We start from the raw sequence: 20,977 nt of genomic DNA on the forward strand, positions 1-20,977 counted from the left end.
GTCAGGCGGCGCAGGCCGCCGGTTCATCGGCAGCGCCGAGATAGGCTTCGATCACACGCGGGTTGTCTTGAACGTCGGCGGGCTTGCCTTCGGCGATCTTGACGCCGTAGTCCAGCACGATGACGTGATCCGAAACGGACATGACCAAGTCCATGTGGTGTTCGACCATGAGGATGCTCACGCCGCGCTTGCCGATATCGCACAGCAGCTTGCCCAGCTCAGCGGTTTCCTGCGGATTCAGACCCGCTGCCGGCTCGTCCAGCAGCAACAGCTGCGGCTGCGTCGCCAGGGCACGCGCCAGCTCGGCACGCCGCTGCAGTCCGTACGGCAGGCTGCCGGCCGGCTGGTAAGCCAGCTCTGCCAGGCCCACCAGCGTGAGGATCTTCATCGCGTAGTCGCGTGCCATCGCCTCCTGCTTGCGAGCCGACGGCAGTGCGAACAGCGAGGCCCAGAAGCCGTTCTTCATGCGGGTGTGGCGACCCAGCAGCACGTTGTCGAGCACCGAGAGATCCCCGAACAGGCGCAGGTTCTGGAAGGTCCGGCCCATGCCCAGCGCGCAGATGGCGTGCACCGGCTGCCGGGTGGTTTCCTGCCCGGCGAAGACGATCGAGCCCGCATCCGGCGTCACGACACCGGTGATCATGTTGATCATCGTGCTCTTGCCGGCACCGTTCGGACCGATCAGGGCGTGGATGTGGCCGCGGCGCAGCTTGAAGGAGACGTCCTGGGCGGGCTTGACGCCGCCGTACGACTTGGTCACCCCCTTGACTTCCAGCAGATCACCATGCCCACCCTCGCACAGGCGCAGGTTGGCAACGCTGCTGCGGTCCGTACCCGGGCTGCGCAGGGGATCCCGGCGGAACCACTTCGAGAACACCCCCGTGACGCCTCTGGGCATCACGTACAGCGCAAACAGCAGCAGCGCGCCGTAGACGAAGTGCTGGACAGCCGGCCAGCGTGACAGCAGCGCGTCGATTGCCGTGAGCACCACGGCGCCCACCAAGGGTCCCATCAACGAGCCTGACCCGCCCAGCAGCACCAGCAACAGGATGAAGATGGACAGGTGGAAGGTGACGAAGTCGGAGTTGATGTACTGGTTCTGCTGGGCCACCATGGCGCCGGCGATGCCGCAGGTCACGGCGGCGATCACGAACGCCATCACCTTGGCGCGATAGACACGCACGCCTACCGAGGACGACGCAATCTCATCGGCCTGCAGCGACAGCAATGCACGCCCGAAGCGGCCGGTAAGCACGTTGCGCAGCAGGATATGGACGACAGCGGACAGACCGATGGAAAACCACACCCACTGCAACGTGGTCAGCGGCTCGCCCTGCCATGTCAGTGACTTGACGCCGTACAGGCCCTGGGCACCGCCGAACACCTCGGTCCATTCGCTCACCAGCTTTTCGATCACCACGCCAAAGGCGAGCGTGACCATGGCAAGGTAAGGCCCCTTGACGCGCAGCGACGGCAGGGCAATGAGCACGCCGCAGGCGGCGGCCGCCACCGCGGCCAGCGGCAGCAGCAGCCAGGGGCTGATATCGGTGTGCGTGGACAGCAGCGCCGCCGCGTAGGCACCGGCCGCAAAAAGCCCGGCCTGGCCCAGCGACTTCTGGCCTGAGAAGCCGACGAGCACGTTCATCCCGGCCGCACAGAGGTAGTAGGTGCACATCGTGAAGGCGATGCGCAGGTAGTAGTCGTTGCCGATCTGGCCGGTGAGCCCGATCAGGGCGCCAGCGACCACGACAACGCCGATAACGTGACGCGCGGAAGTCATACCTTCTCCACGAGCTTGGTGCCGAACAGCCCGTTGGGCCGGAAGGCGAGGACGAGAATGACCAGCACGAAGATCACGACTTCACGCCACTGTGCTTGCCAAAGGTTCACCATCGACTCGAGGACCCCGAGGATGAAGCCGCCGATGACGCAACCGCGAGGATTGCTCAGGCCACCGATCATGGCGCCCGAGAAGCCCTTGAGACCGACGGACAGGCCCATGAACAAAGATGCCTGCGCAATAGGGGCCAGCAAGAAGCCGGAGAGTCCAGCCAGTGCGGAGCTAAAGACAAAGGCGCCGACCATCACCAGGTTGACGTTGATGCCCATCAGGCTGGCGTTGGAGGGACTGAAGGCCACGGCACGCATGGCCTTGCCCAGCATGGTGGTGCGCATCACGCGGTCGAAGACCACCATGATGACCACGGCCACCCCAAGCATCAGCAGTTCCTGCGGACGCACGCCCACGCCAGCAATGCGCATGACCTCGTCGCCCACAGGTGCCGGCACGACAACCGGCTTCGGTCCCCAAACTGCCAGCCCGACGCTTTGCAGGATCACGCCGAAACCCAGCGTGCTCATGACCCAAGCCATCCCGGGCCGGCCCGCGAAGGGCCGCACGCCAAGTCTGTAGAGCAGCCAGCCCAGTGCGCCCATGACGACCAGCGTCACGAGCAGGGCCAGCAGCTGGCCGCCGCTGCCTGGTACGTCTGAGCCGAAGGACGTGGAGCTCAGCGGCTTGCCCAACGCAAGGAAGAGCACGCTCATGCCGATGAAGGCTCCCGCTGACACGAACTCGCCATGCGAGAAGTTCAACGTCTTCGTGGTCGTGAACGTGATGCTGAAGCCCAGTGCAACAAGGGCGTATGCGCCACCAACGGCCAGGCCGCTGAGGAGGGCCTGGAGTAATGCCTCGGACATGATCTGTCTCCGTTAAGACCGCAGCAGGGTCTGAACGCCCGCCGTTCGGTCCAATGAATTACTGCTTGATGTCGACAGCCGTGAGGCCGGTGATGATGGGGTCGCTGTACGGGCTGAGCTTGCCGTCCTTCCACTTGATCCAGACGAAGTCCTTGGCGGTGAGCGCCTCGTGCTGCGTCTTGGAGAACGGCTTGGTGTAGGTCTTGAGCAGCCCGTTCACGGGTGCCTGCAGATCCTCGAGCGCTGCCTTCAGCGCCGGACCATCGGTCTTGCCTGCTTGCTTGATGGCTTGGGCCGCGACCAGCACGGAGTCATAGCCGTGCAGCGCGAAGGAGAACGCGCTCGGGGCCTTGAGCTTGGAGCCGATGCGATCGAACAGCTTTTGCTGGCCCGGCGTGCGGTGCTCACTGACCGTGCGCATGAACAACGGCTTCTCGGCGAGCGTCTTGCCGGCTGCGTCAAAGAACGTGACGTTGTCAGCAGCCCAGGAGCTCAGCGTGGTGGGGAAGTAGTTGATCTTCTCCATGCTGCGCATGACCTGCGCGATGGGTGTGCCCTGCGCCCACACGACGATCGTGTCAACCCCGGCGGCCTTCATCTTGTTGAGCTGCGACGTCACGTCGGTGTCGCCAACGCCGAAGCGCTCCACCGCCGCGGGCGTGATGCCCTGGACCTTGGCCAGATCCTCCATGTCCTTCAGGCCGCCCTGTCCGTAGCCGGTGGTTTCCGCCATCAGGCCCACTTTTTTGGAAGTGGGGTTCTTCTTGACGTAGGCCATCAGCGCAGCCACCTGCTCGCGGTCAACCATGGACACGCGGAACATGTAGTTGTCGGCACTCGGGCTCATCGGCTTGGTGATGTCGGTACCGGAGGCGACGTTGCCGATCACGGGAACCTTCTTCTGGTTCGGGATGTGCTTCCACGCCATCGCATTGCCCGAGTTGGTCGGCCCGAACACGGCGACAACCTTTTCGTTGTCGATCAGGTCGCTCATGTTCTGGATGGACTTGGGCGGCTGCGACGTGTCGTCCCGCACTACCAGCGTGAGCTTCTTGCCCAGCACGCCGCCGGCGGCATTGACGTCTTCAATGGCGGCCTGCATGCCCAGCACGGCCGCCTGACCGCTCTGTGCGGACGGCGAGGCGGAAAGGTCACCGTTGTAGCCGAGCTTGATGTCCTGGGCCTGGGCGGCCATTGCACCGACGGCGGCGGCCACTGCGACGGCTGCCTGGTAAATGCGATTGAATTTCATGCTTGTCTCCTTCAAGGCTTGTTTGCCGCCTGCGGCGGCACAGGTTGTGGTCGTCTTGCGGCTCAGATGGCCAGGAAGCCGCCGTCTACGGCCAGGGTGACGCCCGTCACGTATTCCGACATCCGCGAACACAGGAAGATCACGGGGCCGATGAGCTCGCCCGGTTGCCCCACCCGCCCCATTGGGATGCGGCTCATGAACTTTTCCATCCGCTCGGGGTTCTCGCGCGTCGCAGCGGTCATGGGCGTCTCGATCACGCCGGGAGCCAGCGCGTTGACACGCACGCCGTCCTTGGCGAGTTCGGCCGCGAGCGACTGCGTGTACATCTTGATCGCGCCCTTGGACGGCGAGTAGCCCAGGCTGCCACCTTGACCCGCATAAGCGGCGATGGAAGCCACGTTCAGCACCGTGCCGCGCGTCGCTCGAAGTGCGACCAGGAACGCTTGGGTGACGTTGAATGTGCCATTCACGTTCACGTCCATCGTGCGCTGCCAGTTGCTGGCCGCGCGCGGGCTGTCACTGCCTTCGCGGATGATGATCCCGGCGTTGTTGACGAGCAGATCGACCTGCCCGATCTCATTGGCGATTCGCTGCGCCAGCGCCTCACAGGCATCGGGCTGCGTGACGTTCAGCGCGAAGGACCACGCGGTGCCGCCCTGGTCGCGTATTGCCTGCGCCGTTTCGTTCACGGCCTGCTCGTTCATGTCCGTGGCGATGACACGGGCACCGGCCTGGGCAAGACCAATGGCGATTTCTCGCCCGTTGCCCTGACCAGCCCCCGTGATGAAGGCCAGGCGGTCAACAAGAATTCGCGGAACGATTTGATCGAATTGGCTCATGGTCACGCCACGCGCTGAAGTTGTTGAGAATGGCCCACGGGTGCGGAAATCGACTTGGCTGCCTGCGCCAATGCCATACCGGCCACATACCCGAAGGTCAATGCCGGACCGAGCGTGATGCCGGCGCCGGGGTAGTTGCCACCCATGATGCTGGCGGCATCGTTGCCAACGGCATACAGGCCCCTGACCGGCTTCTTGTCGCCGTCAAGCACTCGGGTCTGTGCATCGGTCGCCAAGCCGGCGAACGTGCCGATGTCACCGACGACCAGCTTGATGGCATAGAAGGGGCCGGTTTCCAGCGGCCTCACGCACGGGTTGGGCTGGTTTTGAGCGTCGCCCTGGTAGCGGTTGTAGGCCTTGCTGCCCTTGCCGAACGCGGGGTCGTCACCAGTACGAGCGTGCTCGTTGAAGACGTCGACGGTGCTTTGGAACGTCTGGGGGTCCACGCCAATCTTCTTGGCCAGCTCAGCGACCGTGTTGCCCTTGATCAGGTAGCCCGTGCGCAGATGGCGGCCGATGGGCAGCGGGAACGGAGCCACGCAGCCCATGCCGTACTGGCGCAGCGTCGCGTGATCGCAGATTTCCCACGCAAAGATCTCCTTGTCGCCCTTCGTGGCCTTGACCAGGTCCTGCACGAAATCGTGGTACGAGTTGGCTTCGTTGGTAAAGCGCTTGCCATGGCGCGTGACCGCAATGACACCGGGCTTGGCACGGTCAATGAAGTGCGGCATCACGCCCTTGGTGCCGTCCTTGCGCGTCGTGACGGAAGTGGGCACCCAAGCAGCGGCATGCGGAATCGTCGGATCGACCCAGCCGCCAACGGCTTCGCCCATGCGCAGCCCGTCACCGGTATTGGCTTCCGGCGAGGGCGTGTAGTGCTCCCGGCCGGTGGGGGCATGCGGGAACAATGCCTTGCGTCGCTGGATGTCATGCGGGAAACCGCCGCAGGCCAGGACCACGCCGACTCGCGCATTGATTCGAGTGCGTCGGCCCTCGCGCTCCACGATGGCGCCAACCACCTCGTCGCCCTCGACCACGAGCTTGTGCACCGGTGAGGACAGCCACACGGGGATGTTGTGGTCCATGGCTGCCTTGGCCAGACGGCCGGCCAGGGCGTTGCCGTTGGTCAGCGTCATGCCGCGGCCATAGCGCAGCACATCGAGCATGTGCCGGCTCAGGCGCTTGGTGACGTAGGCGAAGGACTCCAGCGACTTGAAGGCGCGCATGAAGTGCCAGATCTCCTTGCCGGAGCCCAACATCATCCCGAAGACGGTGAGCTCGGGCAGCGGCGGTGCCAGTTGCTTGATGCGCGGGCCGAGCTCTCGGCCATCGAACGGGCGCGTGACCATCGACCGCCCGCCGGGCTGACCGCCCACTGCTTCGGCGTGGTAGTCCGGAAAGACCGGCGGCATGTCGAACTGCACGCAGGTCTGCTTCGTGAAGAAGTCGATGGCCTTGGGGCCGTTGGCCAGGAAGGCATCAACGCGCTCCGGATCGAAGTGCGTCGTGGCCTCGTGCTGCAAGTAGGCGCGCGCTGCGCCCTGCGGCTCCTGAATGCCCTGCTCCGTCGCCAGCCGGGTGCCCGGAATCCAAAGCCAGCCGCCCGAGCGCGCCGTCGTTCCGCCGTACATGGCCTCTTTCTCGACGACCAGGACCTTCAGGCCTTGCGAAGCCGCAGTGACCGCAGTCGCCATGCCCGATGCGCCGGTTCCGACTACCAGCACATCGCAATCGAATTTCTGTTCATCCATCACCGGACTCCATGAAAGCAATGGAGCGAAGTCTAGGCATATGCTTCGACATAGTCAAATGCATCTGATAGTCTTATGGCTTCTGTAATCGTCGAATGCGTACGATCATGTCAGTAGAAACCCTAGCCGATATACTTCCGACGTCCCAGGTCACCCTGAAAGCAGGCATGGAAGAGAAGGAGCGCCGCGGCATCCAGTCGTTCGAGATCGGCACGCAGTTGCTCGTGGCGCTGGCGCGCCATGTGGCGCCGATGCCGTTGAAAGACATTGCCAAGGCAGCGGGGATGTCGGCCGGCAAGGCCCATCCCTACCTGGTGACCTTCCTCAAGGTCGGCTTCGTGACGCAGGACGCCTCGGGGTGCTACGAACTGGGCCCGCTGGCGCTTCAGCTCGGTCTGTCACGGCTGCAACGCCTCGACCCTGTGAAGGAGGCTTCGCCCTTGATCGAAGGCCTGGCCGCGGAGACCGAACAGAGCATTGCCATCGCGGTATGGGGCAACCTGGGCCCCACCATCGTGAGGCTGGAGGAGCCCATCCACCCGCTGCACGTGAACCTGCGCACCGGCACCGTCATGTCACTGGCCCACACGGCCACTGGGCGGCTGTTTGCCGCGTTCCTGCCGCCCAAGGTGGTCGAACGCCTCATCGTGGAAGACGTTGCGCGTCAAAGCGGACGCATCGGCGGTCCCTTGCAGCTCACCCGGGCCGAGGTCGACGAGGCCGTTGCCGAAACACGTCGGCGCGGAATCTCCCGCACCATCGGTCAGCCCATTCCCGGCATCAATGCCTTCTCGGCCCCAGTGTTCGATTCCGCCGGAAACATGGTGCTCGGCATCACGGCGATGGGACCGGAAGCCACTTTCGACAACGACTGGAACGGGAAGGTGGCAACGCCTCTGCGCGCCTGCGCGCTCGAGGTGTCCCGCCGGCTTGGCTTTGTCGAAGCTGCGTAGCTGACGCGCCGCGGCCGTGGCCGGGCTGAAGACTACCCAAGAGCACCAGACCTGGATGAGTCGCGCCTTAGCCGCGCGCCTGTGCTCGTCTGCGCGCTCACGGTCTCCAGCCGGCTGGGCCTTGTCGCCAAGCACATAGCTGAGGCACGGCCGTCGTGGCCGCAGTGACAGCCACGCAGGCACCAGACGCATAACAGGAGCGCGGCGTCGCAACGCACCTGCGCACCCGCACGCCTGTGCGCTTGAAGAGACCAGCCAGCTCGGGTCCTGTCGGACCCACACCCCTGACGCGGCGCATCCGTGGCCGGTGCAGAGGCCATCACTGCATCAGCCCAACCATTCGGGCTTGTTGACAAGCCAGAAGCCATCCCTCGCCTGGCATCGGGCCACCGAGGGAACACATCACACCACTTGTGGACCTTGGAGAGACGAAATGAAGAAGTCCTTGATTGCCATCACCGTCATGGCTGCATTTGCCACCACTGCTTCGGCCCAGTCGTCAGTCACGCTGTACGGTTTGGTTGACCTGTCAGTCATCAACACCAAGGGCGGTTCGCGTGTCGGCGGCAACAGCGTCACCGAACTGCTGGACGGAGTGGCCTACGGCCCGGGTTCGCGCTGGGGCCTTCGCGTATCCGAGGATCTGGGCAGCGGGCTCAAGGCCAACGTGGTACTGGAGTCCGGGTTCGGCGCAGACACGGGCGCGCAGACACAAGGCACGTCGAACCTGGGCATCGCCTCGCGCCTGTTCGGCCGGCAAGCATTCGTCTCTCTTGCGTCGGCGTCCTTGGGCGAGCTTCGGCTGGGCCGCCAGTACGCTTTGCATGACGAAGTGAACGCCGTCAACAATCCCTTTGGCAGCACCACAGTGCTCACCCCCACCTATCCGGTCAGTACCGGGGGCACCAACCCCGCGGCCCGCAGCGTGAAACTGCCGTTCTTCGTAGACGGGCCGCGCGTCGATAACGCAGTGCAATACATCTCGCCGACCTTCGCAGGCTTCCGTGCGCAGGCCATGGTCGCCGCAAGTGAAGGTCAAGCCAACACCATCACAACGCCCAACAGCGTAGTCCCCCGCTACGAGGCCGTGAAGCTCAGCTATTTCAAGGGTCCGATCAACGTGGCGGTTTCCTATGACCAGAACCGCAACGGCTCTATCCCCGGTACTCATGACAAGGTTCTGAACATTGCGGCCAACTACGACTTCGGCATGGCGAAGGTCTTTGCAGGCTACCAACTCAGCAAGGAACTGACGCCCATCGGCATGGCGTATTCCGGCGTACCTTCATTCAACAACATCGTGCCGGCCAACTCGACCACGGGCGCGTTCCCGTTGGATGAGCTCAAGGGCTATATCGTCGGCGTCGCCGTGCCCATCGGTTCGACGACGTTGGGTGCGGTGTACACGCGCGTCAAGTATTCGAACGTCGGCGACACGCTCAGTGCCGACCTGGGCAAGTTTGCCGTCGGCGCCACTTACGGATTGTCGAAGCAGACCACGCTGTACGCCGCCGCCTCGGTGGCCAACGGCGATCTGAAGGACTCCATCCAGGAGAAACGTGCAATTCAGGTCGGACTGCGCAAGGCCTTCTGAGTTGCCACGATCGGCGGCAGCGCGGTACGGCCCTCCTCCATGACCACCGTGCGTCGCCATATCCCGCAGGCCAGGCGCTTCTTCGGCCCGTTCCCCGCTGCACGCCGGCCCCATCCCGCGGACTCAGTGCCGTACCGAAGCGGTACCGCGTCCGCTCCCACACATCGACTTGGCTGCCGTTCCGATGAGAACGCTCAGCTCCCGAAGGACTAGCAATGACTGAACGCAACTCAGCGCTTGTGACAGGCTCCACCAGCGGCATCGGCTGGGCCATCGCGCAGGCTTTGGCCCACGCCGGCCATGACGTGATGCTCAACGGGTTTGGCGACCCGGCGTCGATAGCCGCTTTGCAACACCAGCTTGCAGAGGCCACCGGGGTGCAGGTGGCCTACAGCGGCGCGGACATGAGCCGCCCCGCAGAGATCGCCAGGATGGTGCGAGAGGCCGAAGAACATTTCGGCCACGTAGACATCCTGATCAACAACGCCGGCGTGCAGTTTGTTGCCCCGGTGGACGAGTTTCCTGACGACAAGTGGGAGCAGATCGTCAGCATCAACCTGTCATCGAACTTCCATGCTATCAAGGCCGTGCTGCCCGGCATGAAGCAGCGCAACCGGGGCCGCATCGTCAACGTCGCGTCCGCTCACGGGCTGGTGGCTTCGCCCTTCAAGTCGGCCTACGTCGCGGCCAAACATGGCGTGATCGGGCTGACCAAGACGGTGGCCCTGGAACTTGCAGAGACGGCGGTCACCTGCAACGCGGTCTGCCCAGGCTACGTGCTCACGCCACTTGTGCATGGGCAGATCAAGGACCAAGCCAAAGCGCATGGCATGAGCGAGGAGGAGGTGGTGCGCCATGTGATCCTCGCCTCGCAGCCGAACAAGCGCTTCGTCTCCCTCGACGAACTTGCCCAGGTGGTGCTTTTCCTCTGCTCTGATGCTGCTGCCTCGATCACAGGCTCGGCGCTGCCGGTAGACGGCGGCTGGACCGCACGCTGAACACTTCAGGAGATCACCATGCAGTTGCCTCGTGCTGCTCTCGCCGCTGATGGCGGCAAGATCGTCTCGGCTACGGATGCCGTGCGCCTCATCCGCTCAGGAGACACGGTTGCCACGTCCGGCTTCGTCGGAATCGGTTTTGCCGAAGAGATTGCCATTACGCTGGAGCGGCGCTTCCTGGACGAGGCACAGCCGCGCGAGCTGACGCTGGTCTATGCCGCCGGCCAGGGGGACGGCCGGGACAAGGGATTGAACCATCTGGCGCACGAGGGCCTGCTCAAGCGCGTCGTGGGCGGGCACTGGGGCCTGGTGCCCAAGCTGGGCGCGCTGGCGATGGACAACCGCGTGGAGGCCTACAACCTGCCGCAGGGCGTGATCTCCTGCCTGTTCCGCGACATCGCCGGCGGCCGCCCGGGCCATCTCAGCAAGGTCGGCCTGGGCACCTTCGTCGATCCGCGCCTGGGCGGCGGCAGGATGAACGAGCGCACCAGCGAAGAGCTGGTGGAGCTTGCACACCTGGGCGGCTCGGAAAGCCTGTTCTACAAGGCCTTTCCCATCCACGTCGCCATCATCCGTGCCACCACCGCCGACCCCGACGGCAACCTGACGATGGAGCGCGAGGCGCTGACGCTGGAGTCGCTGTCCATCGCCACGGCGGCGCACAACAGCGGCGGCATCGTCATCGCGCAAGTGGAGCGCGTCGCCGAGCGCGGCACGCTCAACCCGCGCCAGGTCAAGGTGCCCGGCATCCTGGTGGACTGCGTGGTGGTGGCGGCGCCCGAGAACCATTGGCAGACCTTCCGCACGCCCTACCATCCGGGCTTCAGCGGCGAGATGCGCGTGCTGGCGCAAGGCCAGCAGCCGCTGCCGCTGGACGAGCGCAAACTCATCGCCCGGCGCGCCGCGCAGGAGCTGCGCGCCAACAGCGTGGTGAACTTGGGGATAGGCATGCCCGAGGGCATCGCCGCGGTGGCAGCGGAAGAACGCATCACGGAGTTGCTCACGCTCACGGCCGAGCCCGGCGTGATCGGCGGCCAGCCCGCCAGCGGGCTGGACTTCGGCGCCGCGGTGAACACGCAGGCCGTCATCGACCAGCCCTACCAGTTCGACTTCTACGACGGCGGCGGGCTTGACGTGGCCTTCCTGGGCCTGGCGCAAGCCGATGCACAAGGCAACCTCAACGTCAGCAAGTTCGGGCCGCGCCTGGCCGGCGCCGGCGGCTTCATCAACATCAGCCAGAACGCGAAGAAAGTAGTCTTCGTCGGAACCTTCAGTGCTTCAGGGCTGGAGGTGGCGGTGGAGGATGAGCAACTGCGCATTCGGAGCGAGGGCCGCACGCCCAAGTTCGTGGAGCACGTCGAGCACGTCACCTACAGCGGCGCGGTGGCGCTGCAGCGGGAACAGGAAGCACTGTACGTGACGGAGCGTTGTGTGTTCCGGCTCACCCCGCAAGGGTTGGAGCTGACCGAGATCGCACCGGGCATCGACCTGGAGCGCGACATCCTCGCGCGCATGGCCTTCCGGCCCGCCATCGCACAGCAGCTGAAGCTCATGGACGGGTCCATCTTTGCGCCGCAGCCCATGGGACTGCGCGAACAGATGCTGCGGCTGCCACTGGAACAGCGCTTCGAGTTCGACCCGGAACAGGGCGTCCTCTTCGCCAACTTCGAAGGGCTGACAGTACGTAGTGCCAGCGATGTGCAAGCCCTTCGTACCGCGCTGGAGCTACGCCTTGCACCACTGGGTAGCAAGGTCCCAGCCCTTGTGGACTACGACAATTTCCTGGTACTGCCCGACGCACTTAACGCGTACACGGACATGGTGCAAGACGTGGCTTCCCGGTACTACTCGCGCGTCACGCGCTACACGACCAGTGCTTTTCTGCGTGCGAAGCTTGGTGAAGCATTGCTGGAGCGGGGCGTCGCGCCACACATCTTCGAGAGTGCAGCCGACGCGCGAAAGCATCTGCGTTTACTGGACGTTTCTGACAGCAAGCGCGTTACTGGGGAATGATAGGAATCATGCGGCGCTATGGACTGATGCCGGTATCCTGGCCCGCCTTCCCCGTAAGCGGTTCTGGCGTTCCGAGCCGGACAAACCTCATGGTTGAGCCCATGCAATCTCATCTTCATTCGTCTCTGCTGACGCCTGAGCCGCGGTTGTGCTTCGACCCTGACCAGGAAGTCTTCTTTGCGGATTTTTCAGGCTGCGTCGTGCGCCATCTGAGAGATGTAGAGCAAATCCGGGCGTTGCTTCTCAGCTGGCTCGCACCACTAGGGAAGAAGGTCCCCGCCATCGTAAACTACGAGAGCTTCAGCGTCTCGCCTGACGCATGGGACGCCTACGTCGACATGGCACGTGAGGTGGCGCAGGTCCACTACAGCAGTGTTTCCCGGTACACAGGAGGCGCGTTTTTTCGGGCCAGGCTTGGCCGGGCTTTTCATCAGCGTGGCGTCGCACCGCATATTTTTGGCAGCGAGCACGATGTGCGCCGATTCTTGGGCTGTACACGCCAAAATCCCTGAATTTGACGGCGTCCGTTGCGAGGTTGCGGGCCGATTCATCAAAACTTGCGGCGTTCTAGTTGCTTGCGCAACCCAGTTTGACATAAGCGCCGATTGCCGACATGCGCCAGGGCCATGCTGCATCAGCTTGCTGAAATCCCTCGCGCCTTGATGAGCTGCTTCCAGCGTGCATATTCCGTGGCCTGGAGCCTTGCCGCCTGGCTTGGTGTACTGGCCACGATCTCAAACCCCTGCTCGACCAAGCGGGATCTCACCGCTGTTTCGTTGAGTGCGGCAGCCAGGGCAGCATGCAGTGCCTTCTTCACCGGGTCACCTAACCCTCGCGGGGCGACGACTGCCTGCCACGAATAAACCTCCACGCCTTGGACACCACATTCCGCAAGGGTCGGCACACCCGGCAGCAGCGCTGAGCGGGCATGTCCAGTCACTGCCAGCGGCCGCAGCCTGCCGCTGCGAATGTGGTTGATCACCACGTTGACGTTCTGGAAGGCCGCATGCACGGTGCCGCCAAGCAGCTCCTCGGTGGCGGCCCTCCCACCGCGGTCGGGCATATGCAATCCCTTGGTGCCCGTCTGCAGCCAGAACAGCTCCGCCGTGAGGTGGTCCGACGATCCCCTTCCCGAAGAACCGAAGGCCACCATACCGGGGTGCTCCTTCAGCACAGCCACCAAGCCGGATACTGACTTCACCGGTGAGGAAGCTGGCACGACCAGCACGTTGGCCACCCGCACCGCCACCGTGATGTAGTCGAAATCGCGCATGGGATCGTAGGTGGTGCTCCCGTGCAGGTTGGGCGCTATGGCCAGCATGCCAGCGGAGGCGATCATCAGCGTACGGCCGTCAGGCCGGGCGCGCTTGAGCTGCGCTGCGGCGATATCGCCACCGGCGGCAGCGGCATGCGTCACAACGACGGGCTGGCCCAGCTGTTCCTGGAACTTGGCCGACAGCGTGCGCGCTACCATGTCGGAGGAGCCTCCAGGCAGGAAAGGCACCAGCAGCGTCACGCCGCCCTTGACCGCAGCGCCCTGCGCCAGTGCACGGCAGCCCCATGTGGCTGCACCGCCTGCAACCGCGCTCAGGAAAATTCGACGAAACATGGAAGGGCCCGGTCCTGCGAAAGATGGATTCTTCAATGCGGCAGCGCGCTGCCGGGATGAGAGGCGCCCGGTGAACGTTTACGGACGCGTTGCCCGTGAGCGGCTTCAAGGTAGGCATCACGACGGTTTAGGTGTTCGGTGGATCGGCCTTCGGCACCTCTGTCCATGAATCTCCAGCCGCGCGGCTTACCTACCGGCGATCTTGCGGGCTTGCACCGCAGACGGGTCCGGTGGTGCGCAGTCTGGCTAAGGATTCGCCGCCGCCTTGTCCGAGGCCATGCAATCAGCGATCCCGGCCCTTTACTGCTGGCACATGGACCCTGCGCCCGACATCAAGGCGCCATGTACGGCATCGACAGCGATGCATCAATGGACACCGCATTGCGCCCGCCGCTTCGCCCGGCTTGCGATCCCGTGGTGGGCATGACTGGACGCGGCGGCTGTTGCGCGTGGGCCAACCCTTACCGAGGTCACCCATGACGCGCTGCACAATAAGGCGCTATTTTTGACTCTGCTGGCCACGACGACGGTCGGCCTCGGGACCACGGCAGGCTCCACCGGCGTTTGCTGCTGTCGCCAGCGCGGTCCACGAGGCTGTCCGGAGCCGAAGTCGCACGCCCCGTATGCCCGGCTCCACGGTACTTGCTTCCCTGTCCCGAGCAGATGTCAGTGAGCCTGGCGCGCCCCGCAGCCTGAAGCTGCGGGCGATCCTCACGTTGCTGTCCCTGTTGCTGAGCGCGGTACTGGCCACGGTGGTGGCGACACTGCGCACCATCCAGCTCGGACACCAGGCCCAGGCAGAGCTGGGCGTGCGGGCCTTGCAGCAGGCCTCGGGCGTGTCGGCCGCCATCGACGCCGACCTCTCCCGTTTCGGCCGCGCGTTGCAGACGCACGCCAGGTTCATCGAGCGCCAGGGCCTGCTGAGGCAGCCGTCGCTGCTGCGCGGCTTCATGAACGACATGTATGCCGAGCCGAGCTATGCATGGGCCGGTGTCACGGATGACCATGGCCAGGTCCTGGCGGCACTCGATGGCCGCCTCGTGGGTGTCGACGTCTCGCAGCGCGACTGGTGGAGCGCGGGGAAGCAGCGTCTGCACTTCGGCGACGTGCACGAGGCCAGACTGCTGGCTACGCTGCTGCCGGCGCTGAAGTCCGGCGAGCCCTGGCGCTTCATCGACATCGCGGTCCCGGTGCAGGATGGCGGCAGGCCCGCTGGCGTGCTGGCCGTGCACCTGTCCTGGCCGTGGCTGCAGGAGCGCATCCGGATGTTCGCCGGAACGGCACCGGCACGCGCAGGACAGCTTTTCATCACCGGACGCGATGGTCACCAGCGCCTGGGCCCGCTCGGAAACGCCGGTGATCCGATGCCGCTGCACCACTTGGCGCTGGAGGCGCCGGAGGGCTGGCGCGTGCTGGCCTGGCCGGACGGCCAACGCTACGTCACGGCATGGGCCGCCAGCCATGGCCATGCACCGTATCCCGGCTTCGGCTGGGTGACCCTGGTACGTTTGCCCCTGCCCCAGGTCGATGCCACGTCCCTGGGTTGGGTATGGGGGTCGGCTGCCTTTGCGGTCGTGGTGGGCACCGCACTGGCCTGGGTGTTGTCGTCGCTGTTCCTGCTGCCGCTGCGACAGTTCGTGGCGCGCGTGCGCGGCATCGCCCGTGGCCAGGACATGCCGCCACCGCGGCTGCTGCCCGCGGAGTTCGTGCAGATCCACGAGGCCGTGCTCGAACTGGTGGCCCAACTGCGCGAGAAGGAGTCCGCGCTTCGTGACGCACTGGACGAGGTGCGCGGCAGCTTCGAGAGCGTGGGCCGCACGATGCCGGGGTTCCTCTTCACGCGCGTGCAGCGTGGCGCCGAGGCCCGCTACAGCTTCTTCAGCGATTCGGCCCATCAGTACCTGGGCGTGAGCCGCCACGAGCTGATGGCCGACCGCAGCGGCGTGCTGTGGATGCACAACGTCGACGAGGAAGACGCCAGGCACAACGGCCCCTTGCTGGCACGCGCCGTCGTTGACGGTACTGCGCTGACCTACACGTACCGCGTACGCGGCGGTGACGGCTGCTGGCGGACACTGCAGGCCACCATGGTGCCGCGCGAAGGCGGCACGGCTGCCGAGCGGATCTTCGACGGCTTTGCCATCGACATCACGGAGCTTGTCGAAGCGCGCACCCAGGCACAGCGCGCCAACCTGTCCAAGGATCGCTTCCTGGCCACCATGAGCCATGAGCTGCGCACGCCGCTCAACGGCATCCTGGGCTTTGCAAAGCTGCTGGAGATGCGCCTGGAGCGCGACGACGACCGTCGCTTTGCGGCCCACATCCAGCAGGCGGGACAGAACCTGCTGCGCATCCTCAACGACGTGCTCGACTTTTCCAAGATCGAGGCCGGCCGGCTGGAACTCGAGCGCCTGCCCTTCCAGCTGGAAAACGTCGTTGACGCATGCCGCGGGCTGTTTGCGCCAGCCGCCGCGGCCAAGGGCGTGCGCTTGGAGGTCTTGCTGCCCGAAGTCCCGATGCCAACGCTGCTGGGTGACGCCCCACGGCTGCAGCAGGTGCTGTCCAACCTGCTGTCCAACGCCGTGAAGTTCACCGCGCAAGGCCGGGTGGCACTCGCCGTCACGCTCCTGGAGACGGCCAGCGGCGTGGCGGAGGTCGACATCAAGGTGTCCGATACCGGCATCGGGCTCTCGGACGAGCAGCAGGGCCATCTCTTCAAGCCGTTCCAGCAGGCAGATGCCTCCACCGCGCGCCGCTATGGCGGCACGGGCCTGGGGCTGTGGATCAGCCGCCGGCTGGTGCAGGCCATGGGCGGCGACATCACCGTTGACTCGACGCTCGGGCAGGGCACCACCTTGCAGCTGTGCATCCCCTTCCCCAAGGCCGCTGCGCAGTCCACTGCAGTTGCAGCTGCCGAAACGGCCGCTCCTGCATGCCACTTGCGGGTGCTGGTGGTCGACGACATCGCCATGAACCGCGAGGTGTTGTGCGAGCTGCTGCAACAGGACGGTCAGCTCGTGGAAGTCGTGGATAACGGCTTGGCGGCCGTCAAGCGCGTCGTGGCGGGCGGGATCGACCTTGTGCTGATGGACGTCGAGATGCCGGACGTCGATGGACTGCAGGCCGCGCGGCGCATTCGTGAGCTGCCCGGTCCGGCCGGCACGACGCCCATCTGGGCCGTGACGGGCGCGGCCTTCGCCAACGATGTCGCCAGGGCGCAGGCTGCCGGGATGCACGGACACCTGAGCAAGCCCGTGGACGTCATGGCGCTACGGGCTGTGCTCGCGGCAGTCGATAGAGATAGGCGCCCTTGAGGGACGAAACGCCGCCATGCTGAAGCGCGTCCAACCAGGCCAGTCGTTCGCTGGCAGCGGGACTTTCCACCATCCCGAGGCTCGGAAGCCGGGTCAGCTCAGTTCCTCGATGCGCTCGATCAGTCGGCTGGTGTTGCCGGCATGCCGGATCACGCGCACATCCATGTCCTTGAGCCCCGCATCCACCTCCTCGTCAGCATCCTCCGGGAAGACGACGATCTTGCACAGCCTGGCCAGCGTCTGGAAAAGCTGAGCCCCGCTGGTCGGCTTCCACGACCGCACCTCGAAACTGGCGCTGAGCGCGTCCGCCAGCGCCTTTTGCTGCGGCTCGGGAAAACCTGCCAGCAGCACACGTCGAGCTGACGCCTGCCGGGGCGGATGGGCCTGGACCGTGCCCGCGTCGCCGCCGGCGGTTGCGCGCAGGAGCGCCTTCGACAGCGTCCGGGAAAACAGCTCGACCAGCGCCTCCTCCACCGCAGGACTTTGCAGTGCCGCGACCAGGGCCGCCTCGATCACGAGAGGATCCAGCGTCACGGACGCTGCTGCCGGTGCCCTCTCGCCGCGTTGATCGGGCGCAGGTCCCACAGCAGCGGACTGCACGACGCCACTGGATCCGGTCGCTGCAGAGGCCTTCACCTTCACGCGTTCAGCCACCGGCTGCGCACCGACGGCGCTCGCAGGCGCTGCACCGTGTGGGGCGGCCGGCGGGCCGAACAGGTCCAGGCTGTCCCCGGACTCCTGAACAGTGGCCGGCTGCGCAACATCCGCTTGGCTGCTGTGCACCAGGACCTCGTCACCGGCCCCCTTGGCAGGCATGGCATCGGCGCTGCCGGCGTCCGGGACGGCTGCATCTGCTGCCAGGATCACGGCAGGCAGCGACGGTGTACCAGGGACATCAACGGGCTTGTCCGCCGCGGACGCTGCGTCGCTCGGCTGCAGCAGGCCCTCCTCAGCAGCAGGCTGTGCCGGCAGCGCCCGCAGCCGGGCCAGGGCCTCATCCAGCTTGGGCTGCAGCCGGCCCTCCACCAGCGACCACGCCTTCAGCTCCCGACGGCGGTGCGGCTCCAGGCAGTCCTGGGCTGCGCGTACGGCGTCCAGGGGATGGAGCTGAGGATCGGCCAGGAGGCGCGGCGCCATGACGGCGGCCAGTTGGCTCAGTTCCTGGTCGTCCCAGCGGACGCGCGACTGCTTCTCTTCCATGACGAATCAATTTGTGGACCGTGCTGTGTGAATATACAGCTTTATGGAGTTTGCGCTCCACAAACTCACCTTTCCAGGGATGAGCAATCCAGAACCAACTCCACAAAGGTCAGCGGCAGTCCTCTGGGGATTCCGCATGGGCGGTACCGAACTGGGCGCACTGGATAACGTTTTCGGCTCAAGTCATGTTCGGCACCGTGCGCTCGATACCCGGTCCAGCCCTCGCTGCGGAAGTGGGTGCGCCCGAGCCGGTAGCCGTGCAGGCGCACGCCGGGCGCGCGAAAGGTGTTCGGCACCATGGCCGCCGCGGGCGTGCAACCTGCTGCTCGGCGCCAAACCCTCAAGGCAACAGCCCATGGACCAGCACAAGGCACGCGACTTCTGGCAAACGGTGTTGAACAACAGCGCTCAGCTGTGCGCGGTGCTCGACGCCACGCCCACCGGCCACGGACTTCGGCAAGGCCTCCAACGCATTGACCGGATCGTGCAGACACTGCGCCACGCCGCCGCCGACATCGACCCGCTGCTGACGGTCGAGGTGGACCTGGTGCCGGCCGAGGACGGTGCCGTGCTGCGCATCGCCGTCAGCTGCAACCACGATCCCGAGGGCATCGAGACGGTGCAGCAACTCGTGGCCGCTGCGCCGGCGATGCCGCCGCGCATTCAGGTGTGCGCCTTCACGCCGCCGACGCCCAAGGCGATGGCACGCGGGCTCACCTCACTGGAAGTCCACGGTCGCGATGTTCCCATCCAGAAGGTGCGCTTCATCGCCGAGCCCAGCACGGCAGCGCCCGGCACCTTCGACATCGCTTGCTTCGTGCCGCTGTCAGCCCTCACAGACCAGGACCCTGAAGATGTCCCCGGCGCCCTGGTCGCCAACATCGTGCTGAGCATGGGCATTGGCGAGTTGCGCGTCATGACGCGCGTGAGCAGCATCGGCATCGCGGTCACTGAACAGCCTCCGCCCGAAGCCCTCCAGGCCTGGGATCTTGTCGAGATTTTCGACAGCGCGCTGGTGCACTGAATCTGAACCTTGCCGTACCCGGCTTGTTGCATACGGCGGTGGCCCAGGCTGCAACAGTGGTGCTACGAAGTGCCTGACACGCGCGTGCCTGGGGCGAGCCAGCGATGCGATGGATTCGCGCAGTACCCTCCCTGAAGCCCCTGCCGCTCCCGCGCCTTGTGGACGCACAGCGCCGCGTGCGGCCTGCACGGGCGCTGCTGCCAGCCATTGACGCTGCCCGCTGCACCCGCTGCGGCCGTTGCACAAGCACCCGGATGGTCTTGACCCCACACTGTCGTACGGCCCACCGCGGCAAGGCTCATTGATGGCCGGCTCGTGATCAGTCGGCTGGCTGCAGGCATGGATGCAAATCACGCCGCCAGCAATTCGGCCAGCCCATGACCATGTAACGCATTGGTCGCGGCCTCTTGCTTGTGCCGCATGGCCGGGTGGCAGCGCTTTCAAGACACACCGCATTTCTCGGAAATGGCAGCAAGACCCCAGCCAAGGGAGCCGATGCCGTTATCCTGGCCGGCCTGCCCTGTGGGCAGCTCTTTCGCCATCGAAAGCCGGATTGGCCACAAGGTTGAGCCCATGCAGTCTCGTCGTGACGCGTTCCTGGTGGTGCCCGAGGCGCGCTTCTATTTTGATGCCGTCCAGGACATCTTCTTCGCAGACTTCTCTGGCTGCGTCGTTCGCCATCTGGAAAACGTCGAGCAGCTCCGTGCGTCACTGCTTGAGCGGCTGGCACCACTGGGCAAGAAGGTTCCCGCCATCGTGAACTACGAGGGCTTCAGCGTTTCGCCTGACGCATGGGACGCCTACGTCGACATGGCACGCGAGGTGGCGCAGGCGCACTACAGCAGCGTTTCCCGGTACACAGGAGGCGCGTTCTTGCGAGCGAGGCTGGGCCGGGCTTTCCAGCAGCGTGGCACTGCCGCGCATGTTTTTGGCACCGAGCAGGATGCACGGAAATTCCTGTGCTGTACGCGTCAAGGTGCAGCCGCTTGATGGTGCTTGTTGCATGACCCGTTGAGGCGGGTCAAAAGGCAGTGGCGCCGCTTTAGTTGCGTACTAAACGCCATATGACATATGCACGATTAGCGCGTCTGTACGCGTAGCGATGAAATCGCTTCCGAAAGCCGCCTCTACAGAGTCGACATGTCAGCGATCGATCATCCAAGCAATGCGCTTCGGGTTCCGATGCCGGATATCACAACATCAGCTCGCACGTCGTGCCCGGCGGGCAAAACCATCGTGCTCCATAGAGGAGCCTGTTGCGCGTTCCCTCGCGTGTGGCCACGCATCACAGCAACACGACGGCTGCGGCGCCGGCACCGCACAAGACGCTGGTGGCTCCCAGAAAAGCAACGTCACGCTTTTCGTTGCCCAAGCGCCACGCGTGGACGGTGCAGCCAAGCAGCACCACTGTCAGGAATACCAGCCATATCTCAAGAGTTTCCATATAGGTCCATTACGTTGTTTTCCTTGACGGCTCAAGCGCTTCAGCAAGCATGGATACCAAGCTGATCCGTTGATGCATGGACGGACCAGGCAATCAGCGCAAACAGTTGCCACATCAATCATCCAAAGCATGAGCGCCGCCAACCACAGGTACGGCCAGGCAGGCATCACGCCCGCAGCCGATTCAACGCTTGGCTCAAAGTCCCCAACTGCTGCACAGTTAGCAGCCAAGCTTCCTCTATGAGGCGCCGTTCAAGAGGAAGTTCAAAAATTTTCCTCCTGCTCAG

General features: G+C 64.9%; 16 protein-coding genes. 8 read left to right on the forward strand and 8 right to left on the reverse strand.

Going from position 1 to position 20,977, the window contains the following annotated elements; translation table 11 throughout:
* Position 1 precedes the first annotated feature (1 nt).
* The 5 genes from H537_RS0124590 to H537_RS45345 are packed head-to-tail and all read right to left on the reverse strand — an operon-like array spanning position 2 to position 6,542.
* A complete protein-coding gene (locus H537_RS0124590; RefSeq protein WP_028999965.1) occupies positions 2-1,780 on the reverse strand; it encodes a branched-chain amino acid ABC transporter ATP-binding protein/permease in 1,779 nt (592 codons plus the stop codon).
* Positions 1,777-2,700: a branched-chain amino acid ABC transporter permease gene (locus tag H537_RS0124595; RefSeq protein WP_028999966.1), complete on the reverse strand. Its 924-nt coding sequence runs from the start codon at positions 2,698-2,700 to the stop codon at positions 1,777-1,779. Before H537_RS0124595 ends, H537_RS0124590 begins: the two co-directional genes overlap by 4 nt.
* A gap of 58 nt (positions 2,701-2,758) precedes the next feature.
* Positions 2,759-4,084 (reverse strand): ABC transporter substrate-binding protein, encoded by a 1,326-nt coding sequence (locus H537_RS0124600; protein WP_238446783.1) that lies wholly within the window; start codon positions 4,082-4,084, stop codon positions 2,759-2,761.
* Positions 4,015-4,791 (reverse strand): SDR family NAD(P)-dependent oxidoreductase, encoded by a 777-nt coding sequence (locus tag H537_RS0124605; protein WP_028999968.1) that lies wholly within the window; start codon positions 4,789-4,791, stop codon positions 4,015-4,017. The genes H537_RS0124600 and H537_RS0124605 overlap by 70 nt, the downstream gene beginning before the upstream one ends.
* A gap of 2 nt (positions 4,792-4,793) precedes the next feature.
* A complete protein-coding gene (locus H537_RS45345; RefSeq protein ID WP_051243213.1) occupies positions 4,794-6,542 on the reverse strand; it encodes an FAD-dependent oxidoreductase in 1,749 nt (582 codons plus the stop codon).
* 167 nt (positions 6,543-6,709) lie between these two features.
* Here H537_RS45345 and H537_RS0124615 point away from each other — a divergent pair, with 167 nt between their 5' ends.
* The 5 genes from H537_RS0124615 (at position 6,710) to H537_RS53355 (ending at position 12,612) form a co-directional block, all read left to right on the forward strand.
* Positions 6,710-7,495, forward strand: a complete 786-nt coding sequence (locus tag H537_RS0124615; protein ID WP_043459942.1) for an IclR family transcriptional regulator — start codon at positions 6,710-6,712, stop codon at positions 7,493-7,495.
* A gap of 433 nt (positions 7,496-7,928) precedes the next feature.
* Positions 7,929-9,089 carry a porin gene (locus H537_RS0124620; protein WP_028999970.1) on the forward strand — a complete coding sequence of 387 codons (1,161 nt, stop codon included), beginning with the start codon at positions 7,929-7,931 and terminating at the stop codon, positions 9,087-9,089.
* A 215-nt stretch (positions 9,090-9,304) separates the two neighbouring features.
* Positions 9,305-10,087 carry a 3-hydroxybutyrate dehydrogenase gene (locus H537_RS0124625; RefSeq protein WP_028999971.1) on the forward strand — a complete coding sequence of 261 codons (783 nt, stop codon included), beginning with the start codon at positions 9,305-9,307 and terminating at the stop codon, positions 10,085-10,087.
* A gap of 18 nt (positions 10,088-10,105) precedes the next feature.
* Complete coding sequence (locus H537_RS45350; RefSeq protein WP_043459943.1) at positions 10,106-12,100, forward strand: acyl CoA:acetate/3-ketoacid CoA transferase; 1,995 nt, start codon at positions 10,106-10,108, stop codon at positions 12,098-12,100.
* Positions 12,101-12,189: 89 nt separating this feature from the next.
* A complete protein-coding gene (locus H537_RS53355) occupies positions 12,190-12,612 on the forward strand; it encodes a hypothetical protein (protein ID WP_156901917.1) in 423 nt (140 codons plus the stop codon).
* A 122-nt stretch (positions 12,613-12,734) separates the two neighbouring features.
* On the opposite strand, the gene H537_RS45355 is transcribed toward H537_RS53355, so the two are convergent.
* The gene (locus H537_RS45355; RefSeq protein ID WP_043459944.1) at positions 12,735-13,709 is read right to left on the reverse strand and encodes a Bug family tripartite tricarboxylate transporter substrate binding protein; all 975 of its coding nucleotides are present in this window, start codon (positions 13,707-13,709) and stop codon (positions 12,735-12,737) included.
* A gap of 716 nt (positions 13,710-14,425) precedes the next feature.
* Between H537_RS45355 and H537_RS49670 the strand changes: the two genes are divergently transcribed.
* Complete coding sequence (locus H537_RS49670) at positions 14,426-17,023, forward strand: ATP-binding protein (protein ID WP_051243214.1); 2,598 nt, start codon at positions 14,426-14,428, stop codon at positions 17,021-17,023.
* 93 nt (positions 17,024-17,116) lie between these two features.
* Here H537_RS49670 and H537_RS0124645 read toward each other — a convergent pair whose 3' ends face one another.
* Positions 17,117-18,049, reverse strand: a complete 933-nt coding sequence (locus tag H537_RS0124645; RefSeq protein ID WP_156901918.1) for a hypothetical protein — start codon at positions 18,047-18,049, stop codon at positions 17,117-17,119.
* 529 nt (positions 18,050-18,578) lie between these two features.
* Here H537_RS0124645 and H537_RS0124650 point away from each other — a divergent pair.
* Positions 18,579-19,247, forward strand: a complete 669-nt coding sequence (locus tag H537_RS0124650; RefSeq protein ID WP_028999973.1) for a hypothetical protein — start codon at positions 18,579-18,581, stop codon at positions 19,245-19,247.
* A 573-nt stretch (positions 19,248-19,820) separates the two neighbouring features.
* A complete protein-coding gene (locus H537_RS0124655) occupies positions 19,821-20,237 on the forward strand; it encodes a hypothetical protein (protein ID WP_156901919.1) in 417 nt (138 codons plus the stop codon).
* Positions 20,238-20,532: 295 nt separating this feature from the next.
* Here the strand turns inward: H537_RS0124655 and H537_RS53360 are convergent, their stop codons facing one another.
* Positions 20,533-20,691, reverse strand: coding sequence for a hypothetical protein (locus tag H537_RS53360; RefSeq protein WP_156901789.1), 159 nt, complete (start codon positions 20,689-20,691; stop codon positions 20,533-20,535).
* Between the last annotated feature and the right edge of the window lie 286 nt (positions 20,692-20,977).

Origin of the sequence: Azohydromonas australica DSM 1124, assembly GCF_000430725.1 — a bacterium.
Taxonomy (GTDB): domain Bacteria; phylum Pseudomonadota; class Gammaproteobacteria; order Burkholderiales; family Burkholderiaceae_C; genus Azohydromonas; species Azohydromonas australica.